The sequence below is a fragment of the Pseudomonas sp. IT-P44 genome, assembly GCF_949768225.1.
In the GTDB taxonomy this organism is placed as follows: Bacteria; Pseudomonadota; Gammaproteobacteria; order Pseudomonadales; family Pseudomonadaceae; genus Aquipseudomonas; species Aquipseudomonas migulae.
Genome location: NZ_CATKQM010000026.1, coordinates 58,956 through 70,280, shown reverse-complemented (window position 1 = coordinate 70,280; position 11,325 = coordinate 58,956). Strand labels below are relative to the sequence as shown.

Below are 11,325 nucleotides of genomic sequence, written 5' to 3'. Positions count from 1 at the left end.
GCTTGGTTACTTGGCGCTCTTCCAAGTGACCCGCCGTAAGGGCGGAACCAATATCAGCCATCACAAAAAAAACGGATATACACCCAAACAAAGAAACCCCGAAAAGACCAAATCCTCTCGGGGTTTCCTATTCAAAGCCGCACAAACCAGCCAATCAATAACGCTGATACTTGGACCCAAACTCAGGACGGTTTTCAGCGACATACAACGTACTCGCCTGAGTATCTTTACGATCAACACCAACCGTATTCACATTCAACGTAGCCGGCTGACTGACCTTCGCCGCCGCCACCACTGGCAACGTAGCATGCGGGGCAGCGATGGCCGATGTAGCACCAAGAACCGAAAGAACGAAACCAAGACCGATAATGCTTTTCATGATGTAGCTCCAGAACTGTGGGAAGAAGATGGGCCCACAGTAGTCCTGGAACATCACGATGAAAAAACACCCTGACGCATAGTCTTTATCGAGAACGTTGATCCACGCCGTCAGCGTGGTGTGCGGTCTGCCAGCCAGCGCTGCTTGAGCTGTTCCAGGCGCCCGTCCTGGCGCATCGTGTTCAGCGCCTGTTGCCAGCGCGCAATCTGGCGCGGGTCGGTCAACGGCGAAAAAGCGATATACGTGGCTTCCTTCATCAGCGGTATCTGGTAGTGCAACTGCTCGGGTGGCACTCCTTCTTCACGGGCCATGGTAGCGACGGAAAGGGTGTCGGCCACCACGAACTCCGCGCGACCCAGGCGGGCCAGACGCATCATTTGTTCGGGGGTTTCCACGCCGTACAGATTGTTCACATCCTGCTTCTGCAAGTAGCTGTAGACCAGCCATTTTCGCGGAACGGCAATGCGACCCTGATGACCGGCCTCCAGCAGACTGCGCACCGGCTGCCGGGTACTTTCAGTGGAATACAGAGCGGTTTCCACCTCCATCAGCGGACCGACCCACTGATACTGGCCATCACGCTCGGCAGTGCGCAACACGGTGAACACCCCCGTGGCGGGCTCGGTGCTGGCCACGTGCAAGGCGCGCAGTAGCGGGACTTGCTGAAAGTGCACCTGGTCGCCAGCCATGTCGGCCAGTGCTTGCACCACATCCACGCCAAACCCCACCAGCTGTTTACCTTGCTGGAAATGCAGGGGCGGGTGGTTGTCAGTCAGCATGTTCAGGTCTGCCGCGACCGCAGTGAACGTCAAAAGAGACAGCAGGCAAACGGCGATGCGCTTCATGAATCGTCCTTGATCGAATGTGGCACAAAGCTTAGTACGAGCGTGCAGTCACTGTCCCGCGCAATTGAGCGGGCTTTTGCGTCAGACCTGAGGATTTATGGGTATCACTCCCACAGGGGATCTTTGTTGCGATGTAGATCGCGATCAATACCGCTGATATTTCGAACCGAACTCTGCGCGGTTTTCCGCCACGATCACGCCGCCGCGTACGGCGTTGTCCGGGCTGATCAGGGCGACACGTTCACGCAGTTCCTGCAGGCGATCGGCACCCCCTTCAGCAACACGTTCACGCAGCTCTTGCAAACGATCGGCGCCACCTTCGGCGACACGTTCGCGCAGCTCTTGCAGGCGATCGGCACCGCCTTCAGCCACGCGGTTCTGTTGCAGCCGGTCCGAGCCACCTTCCACCAGCAGTTGCTGGATCTGGCCGTGGGACACCGCGCTCACGGTGCTGGCCGAGGCCAGATTCGACAGGCCGAGACCACCGACCAGTGCCAGACCGAGTTCCAGGGAAGAAACTTTCGAGAAATTGATCATGGTGATTCTCCGTGCGTTTAGTTTGAGTGGGTCGGTAGCTGCTGCTATCCGGTGATCACAGTTAAACGCCCGGGTGTATCGGTGATGTGTGCTCGAACCCGGCGAAATCGCTGTCTGCGTATCTGTCGCGGGTTCTTATACAGACGGATACAAAACCCTTCGGATGTGAAGGGCTGTCGTGTTCAGCGCCAGGCACGCTTCATGATTCTGCGCCGAGCATTTCCACCGGGTAGGAGAATACATAGCCTTCGCTGCGCACGGTCTTGATGTAGGTCGACTCGCGCGAGTCATCCATCAAGCGTTGGCGCAAACGGCTCACCAGCAAATCGATTGAGCGATCGAACAGGTCGGCATCGCGTCCCTGGGTCAGGTTGAGCAACTGGTCGCGGCTGAGTACCCGTTGCGGGTGATCGAGGAATACGCGCAACAAGCGGTACTCGGCACCACTGAGAGCGACCATCGTGTTGTCTTCGTCGAGTAGATGGCGGGCAGTCGTGTCGAGGCGCCAGCGGCCGAAACCCAACAGTCGGCCACTTTCGGTGATCAGCAGGTTGGGCGGCAGCATTCGCGTACGGCGCAATACGGCGTTGATCCGCGCCAGCAACTCGCGGGCGGCGAAGGGTTTGGTCAGGTAGTCGTCGGCGCCCATTTCCAGGCCGAGGATACGATCGGTTTCGTCGTTGCGGGCGGTGAGCATCAGGATCGGCGTCGCTTTGTGTTTACCCGAGCGCAACTCGCGGCACAGCACCAGGCCGTCATCGCCGGGCATCATGATGTCCAGCACGATCAGGTCCACCTGATTGGCTTCCAGAAAACTGCGCATCTGCCGGCCGTCGGCAACCACCGTGGTGCGCAGGCCGTTCTTCTTCAGGTAATTGCCGACCAGCTCGCGAATCTCCCGGTCGTCGTCGACGATCAGGATGTGGTTTACATGTTCCATTGCTCAACCCTCTTGTTATTCGCACGTTGCGCATTCTAGGCAGCCACGGTGCACCTGCCCACAGGCTTTGTATCACAGTGTATCCGCTGCCCTGTTTGACACCTTACGCCTCAATTCCGCGGGTTCTAAGACACATGGCAGATACCTCGGGTCGATTAAATGGGCTCCATCGAGACAACACGGTTTGCCTCGCAACCATTGCCCATTGCAACCCTGAGGATTTCATCATGAACTGGAACAAACTGATTGCCGCCAGCTTCTTCGCCGTCCTGAACGTTGCCGCATTTTCGGCTCATGCCGATGTTCAAGCGCCGGCGCAGACCACTGCGTACGGCACGCACCTGGATATCAAGAAGGTTGTTTCCATTGTCGACAACGGCGGCGGCACCTGCGGCATTGTCGATGCCCGCCTGACCTACCTCGATTCCAATGGCGCACAGAAAGTCGCCGGGTACAGCAAATTCGCAGACTGCGCGAATCAGGGCGGCTGATCTTTCCACTACGCTCATCGCAGTCGATGTCGAGCAACGCACCGTTTGCTTAGCGCCCCGCGATGGCTGATTCATGTCGTCCAAACACCCGATCAATGACTTGCAGGGATATCACCATGAAGATCAATGTGTTGAGCAGTACTTCCGCCTCGCGTCGTCGCCGTTTCCTTGGCCCCTCGGTCCTCGCGTTCGCGCTGATGCAGCTCGGTGCTCTCGGGGCTGCCAGTGCGCAAGCCGCGACTGCCGAGCCCGTGGTGGCGAGTGCGGCGACCCTCAAGGCGGACACGTTCGGCCCGCTCAAGCATGTCAATGCCGGGTTGCTGAGTGTGGCGTACGCCGAAGTCGGCCCCGCCGATGGGCCGGTGGTGATTCTTCTGCACGGCTGGCCGTACGACATTCACAGCTACAGCGAAGTGGCGCCGTTGTTGGCGGCCAAGGGTTACCGGGTGTTGATCCCCTACGCACGGGGCTACGGTGACACGCATTTCCTGTCCGACAAGACTGTTCGCAACGGCCAGCCTGCGGCGTTGGCCAGTGATGTCATCGACTTCATGGATGCACTGAAGATCAAGAAAGCGGTGCTGGGTGGCTACGACTGGGGCGCGCGCTCGGCGGACATCGTTGCCGCACTTTGGCCGGAGCGGGTCGAGGCGCTGGTCGCCGTCAGCGGCTATCTGATCGGCAATCAGGCTGCGGGCAAGAACCCGCTGCCGCCCAAGGCCGAGTTGCAATGGTGGTACCAGTTCTATTTCGCAACCGAGCGCGGCCAGGCTGGCTACGAAAAGAATCGTCACGACTTCGCCAAGTTGATCTGGGAGCTGGCATCGCCAAAATGGCGCTTCGACGACGCAACGTTCGACCGCAGCGCGGCGGCCCTGGACAACCCGGATCACGTCGCTATCACGATTTTCAACTATCGCTGGCGGTTGGGCATGGTGCAGGGCGAACCCCAGTATGAAGCGCTGGAGCAGCAACTGGCCAAGGCCCCGGTGATTACGGTGCCGACCATCACCATGGAAGGCGATGCCAACGGCGCGCCGCATCCGGCCGCCGAGGATTACGCCAAGCGTTTTACTGGCAAATACGAATACCGCCTCATCAGCGGTGGCATCGGCCACAACTTGCCGCAGGAAGATCCGCAAGCCTTTGCCAAGGCTGTGATCGACGCGGATAACCTGTAAAACGGAACCGGCTTGATGCGCAGCGCAAGGCTTTAGGGCCCCATCGCCAGCAAGCCGGCTCCTACAAAGTCGCGGTATGGGTCAACCCCGACTCTGTAGGAGCGAGGCTTGCCCGCGAAGAGGCCCTCGACCATTGCTTTGATGCAAGGCCTCATCGCCAGCAAGCTGGCTCCTACAGGGTTTGGTTATGCAACCACCCGATAACACGGCACATACGCCGCGCCGCCCGGCAGTTTCATCCGGTGCTGGGCCACGAAAGCCTTGAGCAACTGATCCAGCGGCTGCATCACCGCCGCATCGCCACGGATCTGGTACGGCCCGTGTTCTTCGATCAGGCGGATGCCCTTGTCCTTGACGTTGCCGGCGACGATGCCGGAGAACGCGCGACGCAGGTTGGCGGCCAGTTCATGGGCCGGCAGGCTGCGGCTCAGTTTCAGGTTGGCCATGTTTTCGTGGGTCGGGTCGAATGGGCGCTGGAAGCCCTCGTCGATCTTCAGCAGCCAGTTGAAATGGAACGCGTCGTTGCGCTCGCGGCGGAACTGTTTCACCGCTTTGAGGCCAGCAGTCATCTGCCGCGCGACTTCAGCCGGGTCGTCGATGATGATCTCGTAATGCTGCTTCGCCGCGTCACCCAGGGTGGCGCCGACGAACGCGTCCAGTTGTTCCAGATACGGCGCCGCGTGTTTCGGCCCGGTGAGGATGACCGGGAAGGGCAGGCCCTTGTTGTCCGGGTGCATCAGGATGCCGAGCAGGTACAGGAACTCTTCAGCCGTGCCCGCGCCGCCAGGGAAAATGATGATGCCATGGCCGACACGCACGAACGCTTCCAGGCGTTTCTCGATGTCCGGCAGAATCACCAGCTCATTGACGATCGGGTTCGGCGCTTCGGCGGCGATGATGCCGGGCTCGGTCAAGCCGAGGTAACGGCCACCGTGAATGCGTTGTTTGGCATGGGCGATGGTCGCGCCTTTCATCGGGCCTTTCATCACGCCGGGGCCGCAACCGGTGCAGATGTCGAGGCTGCGCAGGCCCAGTTCGTGGCCGACTTTCTTGGTGTATTTGTATTCTTCGGTGTTGATCGAGTGGCCACCCCAGCACACTACGATTTTCGGCTCGACGCCGGGGCGCAGGGTGCGGGCGTTGCGCAGCAGGTGGAACACGTAGTCGCTGATGCCCTGGGAATTGCTCAGGTCGATGCGCTGGCTGTCGAGTTCGTTTTCGGTGTAGACGATGTCGCGCAGGGCGCTGAACAGCATTTCCCGGGTGCTGGCGATCATTTCGCCATCGACGAATGCGTCGGCCGGGGCGTTCAGCAGTTCAAGGCGTACACCGCGGTCTTGTTGGTGAATGCGGATTTCGAAGTCCTTGTAGGCTTCGAGGATGGTCTTGGCGTTATCGACATGGGCGCCGGTATTCAGAATGGCCAGGGCGCACTGGCGGAAGAGGGTATAGGTGCTGCCGGATCCGGCTTCGCTCAGTTGCTGTACTTCACGTTGAGAGAGGGTTTCCAGGCTACCTTTGGGGCTGACCGAAGCGTTGATTACTTGTCGTTGGGACATTCAATGATCCTTAAAACGATGTCACCCGCCGAGGACGCATGACATCCGAATAGTATGTATCCACGAAAGAAGATGGCACGAACTGCGCAGTATCGCCATGTTCCCCTTTGACGATGAAAAGATGAAAAGGAGCCCCAGCATAGCTAAATCCCTCGCAGAGGCGATAATGCCCCGCAGTCTTTTTGCTCACGCCGCCTGAGGAATCCCGTCGCGATGTTTGAAATCCAGCCGCAGAACCCAGAAATCTATCGAAGCCAGACGCGCCGCAGCACGATCATCATCGCCCTGGTTTTCCTCGCCCTGGCGATGGTTTTGTCCACCGCGGCGGTGGCGATGTTCGGCGAACCGGGGGGCGACAATCTACGCTTCAACGTGGGTGGCGTGTTTGTCGCGGTGTTGTTGATGGCGGCGCTGATGCGCGGCAAATTCTGGACCCAGGAGTGGATGGCGCCGGCGGTCTACGGCTGGCAGCTCAAGCGCAGCCTGATGAGCATCACCAACGTCATGCACCAGGTGACGGCGGCGGTGGACGCGGGTGATCCGAGTGCCATGAAGCTGCTGCGTTTTTATCACCTGGGGCTGAGCCAGATGCACCAACTGGACGGTAACTCCAGTGATCACAGCCAATTGATACGTGAAATGGACCTGCACAAGGCACGAATGGAAGCGCTGGGCATCGAGACCGAACAGACGCAATTGAACCCGGCGTGGCTTGAGGCCGTGAAACAGACGCCACGCTAACCGGTACAGGATCAAGGCACATTGATAATAAAAAGGCGAACGGGATCAGTCGCCATTCATCAGGATTCAGGGAGCGTCATGGGTAACCCGTCTGTCAAAGACCGAATTGAACAATTGCGCCACAGCGTGCCTTTGGTCACCGAACAGGCCGGTGCCAGGATCAAGGTACGCTCCGCGGTGGTACTGCTTGTTGCTGTGTGCCTGTCCATGATTGTCATCGTGATCTGGGAAGCGTGGAGTTCGCGCCAGTATCATCTGCATGACAAGGAAGTGGCGATGTCCAACCTTGCGCAGACCCTGGCCTCGCAAGCGCAGGCGACGATCAAGCAGGCCGATACGCTGCTGTTTACGCTGGTGGAACGCCTCGAAAACGACGGCTTCGACCCGGCCGGCCTGCCACATCTGGAGCGCTTGCTCAGCGCCCAGCGCAGTGAGTTGAGTCAGTTGCATGGCCTGTTTGTCTATGACGAAACGGGGCGCTGGATTGCCAACTCCAACGGCGCCGCCCTGACCGACGCCAACAATGCCGACCGTGAATATTTCATCTTCCATCGCAATCATCCCGACCGTGGACCTCATATCGGCCCATCGATCAAAAGCCGCTCCAGCGGCGAATGGATCATGACGGTGTCGCGCCGGATCAATCATGCCGATGGGAGTTTTGCCGGTGTGGCGCTGGCGACGATTTATCTCAATCATTTCCTGACCCTGTACGACAGCATCGACATGGGCCGCAACGGCGTAATCAACCTGATCGCCGACGACGCCACCATCATCGTTCGCCGGCCGTTCAACGAAGCGGATATTGGCACCAGCCTCGCCAACAGCCCGCTGTTCAAGCAGTTGTTGCCCTCGGGGAGTTCAGGGACGGCAACATTCAAATCCATGGTAGATGGCGTTGTGCGGGTGGTGGGATTTCGCCGGGTCGAGGGGTATCCGCTGGTTGTTTTCACCGCTCTCGACAAGGAGGAAGTCCTGGACGGCTGGCGTGAGGAGTCTTTGCTCAGTGCTGGCATCGTTACGCTTTTGCTGGGTTTTGTCGGTGTACTGGGTTTTCGCCTGATCAATCTGATGAAGCAGCAGAACCGCATTCAGAACCAACTGCTGGACGCTCAGGACAAACTGCTCGAGGTCAATCGCGGCCTGGAATTGCTGGCTCTGGAAGACGCGCTGACGGGGCTGTCCAACCGGCGTCAGTTCGACCTGTTCATCCACTCGGAAATGGGTCGCGCCCGGCGCAGCCTGAGCGGCCTCGCGCTGCTGATGATCGATGTCGATCACTTCAAACTGTTCAACGACCATTACGGTCATGTGGCCGGCGACGAATGTTTGCGCAACATCAGCGCGATCATCACCGACAACATCAAGCGGCCCGGGGATCTGGCGGCGCGCTACGGCGGTGAAGAGTTTGCGGCGGTGCTGCCAGGGACTGACTATGTGGGGGCGTTTCTGGTGGCGGAAAAAATCCGTCGTGCGGTGTTGCAGGCCGGTATTCCCCACCGTGAAGGCGCAGAAGGCATGGTGACGGTCAGTATCGGCGTCGCCGCTTACGATCCGGCATCACAGGCCCAGCCGAACGACCTGGTGGGCGCTGCGGACAAGGCGCTTTACGTGGCCAAGGCCAGCGGCAGGAACATGAGCGTCATTGCCAACTGAACTCAAACAAACCCACCGCTGCCCTGAACCAGTTGGGTCGCCAGGTACGATTGCTTGAGTTTTTCCAGCCACCAACCCAGGGCGCGACCGTCATGGTCGCCACGCCAGCCGGCATACAGAATGTTCGGCTCGCGCGGGTCGGCCATCTGTTTTTCGACCAGCGTGCCGTTTTTCAGTAACGAGCCGACCCGATGTTTGGGCAGCCACCCCACGCCCAGGCCGTCGCACTGGGCGAGGATTTTGGCGCGCATGGTCGGCACGGCGAGCACGGGTTGTCCGCCGGAGACGCCATAAGTGCTGCCTTCGGTGACTCTGGAGGAGTCGGCCACGACAATCGCCCGGTGTTGCGTCACCGTTGCCCGAGAGATCGGTTCCTTGGCCTTGGCCAGCGGGTGCTTCGGTGAGACCGCAAACACCCATTCCATTTCCCCCAACTGCATCCAGCGCAAGGAAGGGATGGCCGGCGGTTCGTTGGTGGCGCCGATGATCAGGTCCGCACGGCCTTCGCGAAGGGCTTCCCAGACACCTTTGAGCACTTCCTGGGTGATGCGCAACGGCACGCCGGACTCCAGCGCATCGAACTCGTGAATCACCGGGATCAGGGTTTCGAACTCCAGCAGTTCGTCGGTGACGATCCACAGGCGGCTCTCCCAACCATTGGCCACTTGCTGCACCCGTTGGGTCAGGCGCGAGACGTCCTGCATCAGCCGCGCCGCCTCGTTCACCAGCAATTCCCCGGCCGGGGTGAGCTGCAAGCGGTAGCGGCGGCGATCGAAGAGCAAGGCGTCGAAACGCTCTTCCAGTTGCCGCGCCGCATACGACACGGTCGATGGCGCCTTGCCCAGGTGCACCGCCGCGCGCGACAGGCTGCCGGTTTCCCGAATGGCCTCCAGCAACGCCAGGTCCTCAATCGACAACATGTTCTGAATCCTCGAACGAACGGCCTGGAAATGAATGTCTGGAGCAACGAAAACAAAATCGCGGCCACCTGAAATGTATAGGCCAACCTCAACCCCTGTAGGAGCGAGGCTTGCCCGCGAAGAGGCCCTCGAACGCTGCATTGAATTTGAGGCCGCCATCGCCAGCAAGCCGGCTCCTACAAAATCGCGGGCTGTTTGAAATTTATCGGCCAATCCAACCCCTGTAGGAGCGAGGCTTGCCCGCGAAGTGGCCCTTGAGCACTGCGTTGAATTTGAGGCCGCCATCGCCGGCAAGCCGGCTCCTACAAAATCGCGGGCTGTCTGAAATTTATTGGCCAACCCAACCCCTGTAGGAGCTGGCTTGCCAGCGATGAGGCCCTCGAACACTACGTTGAATTTGAGGCCGCCATCGCCAGCAAGCCGGCTCCTACAGGGATCGTGTGGTATTTGAAAGGGTGGACGTCCGGCGTGACTTGCGCTGCCTGAACACTCGAACGTAGACCAACACGTTGATCACCAGCACCACGCCGCCGAGTCCCAACTGAATACTCGGGGTCAACCCGGCCGGGTAAATCACCGGCCACACATAATGTTCGATGAAACCACCGCCATAGCCGGTCTGCCCGGCCGCGCTGCGCATGAGGTTTTCCCACTGTGTCAGCGGGCAGGTCAGGTGGAACACTTCGACCGCAATCCCCCACGTTGCGGCCGGCAGGTGCCACCAGGCCAGGTGGCGCCATTTGAGCACCAGCAGCCCGCCGAACAGCACGAACAGAATGAACAACAGGTGAAACAGCACCAGCCCATCGGCGGCGATCCGGTAAAGCATGGCGACTCCCTGACGCGTGATGCGAATCACTCCATGGTACTCGGGCGGGGCGTCGGCGCTCTATCTATTGTTTGCTGCCCAGCCCGGCGAGCACGGCCTTCAGACGCAGCACCATGGCCTCACTGCTGCGTTGCATCGGCGCGCGCAGTTCGTCGTCGATCAAGCCTTCAAGGGCCAGTGCGGTTTTCACCGGGGCAGGATTGGGTTCAATGAACAGGCTTTGAATCAGCGGCAACAACCGGAAAAACGTCGCCCGTCCTTCCGCCAACCGCTGGTCGCGGATCTGTTGATACAGCGTCACGAACAACTCCGGATGCACATGCGCCGAGGCGGCAATCGCCCCTTTGGCACCGAGGCACAGGGCGCTGAATATCTGGTTGTCTTCGCCGCACAACACGTTGACCTTGCCGCTGGTCAGCAGCGCCAGGGTGTTGCCCTGATTGCCGCCGCAATCCTTGATCGCGACGATTCGCTCGTGGGCCACAATGTTGAGCAACGTTGCCTGTTCGAAGGCGATGCCGGTGCGATACGGGATGTCGTACAGAATGATCGGCACAGTGGACGCATCGGCAACCGTTTTGAAAAACGCTTCAAGGCCCGCCTGGGACGGGCGAATGTAGTACGGCGGCGGCACCAGCAACCCGGCCAGTGGCCGCTTGAGGATTTCGCTCTGCAATTGCAGCAGTTCGGTCAGGTTGTTGCCGGCCAACCCCATGACCACCTGATCCGCAGGCACCCATTCAAGCACGGCATCCAGCACCGCCAGTTGTTCATGTTTGCTCAGTGCCGCCGCTTCAGCGGTAGTGCCGCAGACCACCAGGCCATCGACGCCTTTGTCCAGCAAATGGCTGACGAGTCGGCGCAACCCGACGAAATCGATCGCACCGTGTTGAAACGGCGTAACGAGCGGAACCCAGATACCTTGAAACGATGACATGCACTTACTCCTGAAAGTTGACCGATTTCGTCACCGTCAGAAGCGTAGAAGGAAGTAAGCAGGGGGAGGGTGCCCGTCGCGCTCAATGTCCTGTCAGCTCATCTGACGGGACAGCGCGCCCCGGTCACATGAGCGACTGTTTCTTCGATTTGAGGGCGTGCGCAACGCAACCTTGCGCCTTGGCAATCAAGCCAATGGCGTCAATGTTGAGGTTGAAGGTTGCGGACATGTTTGCTTACACCCTGAATGAAGCGCTCAGTTTTAAGAGTCGGCGGGAATTTTGTCAATCACCAAAATCGGCACAAGTGCG

12 protein-coding genes are annotated in these 11,325 nt (G+C 59.5%); 4 read left to right on the top strand and 8 right to left on the bottom strand.

The genetic code is table 11. The features are described from left to right. Window positions 1–154: 154 nt before the first annotated feature. From ACM6IO_RS15905 to ACM6IO_RS15890, 4 genes are all read right to left on the bottom strand, one after another. Window positions 155–379, bottom strand: coding sequence for a hypothetical protein (locus ACM6IO_RS15905; RefSeq protein WP_032829103.1), 225 nt, complete (start codon window positions 377–379; stop codon window positions 155–157). A gap of 110 nt (window positions 380–489) precedes the next feature. Continuing rightward, complete coding sequence (locus ACM6IO_RS15900; RefSeq protein WP_414911821.1) at window positions 490–1,224, bottom strand: substrate-binding periplasmic protein; 735 nt, start codon at window positions 1,222–1,224, stop codon at window positions 490–492. A 144-nt stretch (window positions 1,225–1,368) separates the two neighbouring features. Then, entirely contained in the window at window positions 1,369–1,761 is a 393-nt protein-coding gene (locus tag ACM6IO_RS15895) for a hypothetical protein (RefSeq protein WP_414911820.1), read from the bottom strand. A 199-nt stretch (window positions 1,762–1,960) separates the two neighbouring features. Further along, window positions 1,961–2,701: a response regulator gene (locus ACM6IO_RS15890; RefSeq protein ID WP_008033593.1), complete on the bottom strand. Its 741-nt coding sequence runs from the start codon at window positions 2,699–2,701 to the stop codon at window positions 1,961–1,963. Between the two features lie 227 nt (window positions 2,702–2,928). Here ACM6IO_RS15890 and ACM6IO_RS15885 point away from each other — a divergent pair, with 227 nt between their 5' ends. After that, entirely contained in the window at window positions 2,929–3,192 is a 264-nt protein-coding gene (locus ACM6IO_RS15885; protein WP_223436512.1) for a DUF2790 domain-containing protein, read from the top strand. A 116-nt stretch (window positions 3,193–3,308) separates the two neighbouring features. Beyond that, window positions 3,309–4,373: an alpha/beta fold hydrolase gene (locus tag ACM6IO_RS15880; RefSeq protein ID WP_008043220.1), complete on the top strand. Its 1,065-nt coding sequence runs from the start codon at window positions 3,309–3,311 to the stop codon at window positions 4,371–4,373. Between the two features lie 185 nt (window positions 4,374–4,558). Here the strand turns inward: ACM6IO_RS15880 and ppnN are convergent, their stop codons facing one another. After that, a complete protein-coding gene (ppnN, locus tag ACM6IO_RS15875; RefSeq protein ID WP_008034560.1) occupies window positions 4,559–5,932 on the bottom strand; it encodes a nucleotide 5'-monophosphate nucleosidase PpnN in 1,374 nt (457 codons plus the stop codon). Window positions 5,933–6,145: 213 nt separating this feature from the next. On the opposite strand from ppnN, the gene ACM6IO_RS15870 reads away from it, so the two are divergent. Together ACM6IO_RS15870 and ACM6IO_RS15865 are read left to right on the top strand one after the other, a co-directional pair. Continuing rightward, window positions 6,146–6,673: a DUF3087 domain-containing protein gene (locus ACM6IO_RS15870; RefSeq protein WP_192229224.1), complete on the top strand. Its 528-nt coding sequence runs from the start codon at window positions 6,146–6,148 to the stop codon at window positions 6,671–6,673. Between the two features lie 78 nt (window positions 6,674–6,751). Beyond that, entirely contained in the window at window positions 6,752–8,329 is a 1,578-nt protein-coding gene (locus ACM6IO_RS15865) for a sensor domain-containing diguanylate cyclase (protein ID WP_414911819.1), read from the top strand. A gap of 2 nt (window positions 8,330–8,331) precedes the next feature. Here the strand turns inward: ACM6IO_RS15865 and ACM6IO_RS15860 are convergent, their stop codons facing one another. From ACM6IO_RS15860 to dapA, 3 genes are all read right to left on the bottom strand, one after another. Then, on the bottom strand, window positions 8,332–9,249 hold the full coding sequence (locus ACM6IO_RS15860; protein ID WP_008043223.1) for a LysR family transcriptional regulator: 918 nt from the start codon (window positions 9,247–9,249) through the stop codon (window positions 8,332–8,334). Window positions 9,250–9,676: 427 nt separating this feature from the next. Continuing rightward, window positions 9,677–10,078, bottom strand: coding sequence for a DUF2784 domain-containing protein (locus tag ACM6IO_RS15855; protein WP_008030239.1), 402 nt, complete (start codon window positions 10,076–10,078; stop codon window positions 9,677–9,679). Window positions 10,079–10,142: 64 nt separating this feature from the next. Next, on the bottom strand, window positions 10,143–11,015 hold the full coding sequence (dapA, locus tag ACM6IO_RS15850; protein ID WP_192229226.1) for a 4-hydroxy-tetrahydrodipicolinate synthase: 873 nt from the start codon (window positions 11,013–11,015) through the stop codon (window positions 10,143–10,145). Between the last annotated feature and the right edge of the window lie 310 nt (window positions 11,016–11,325).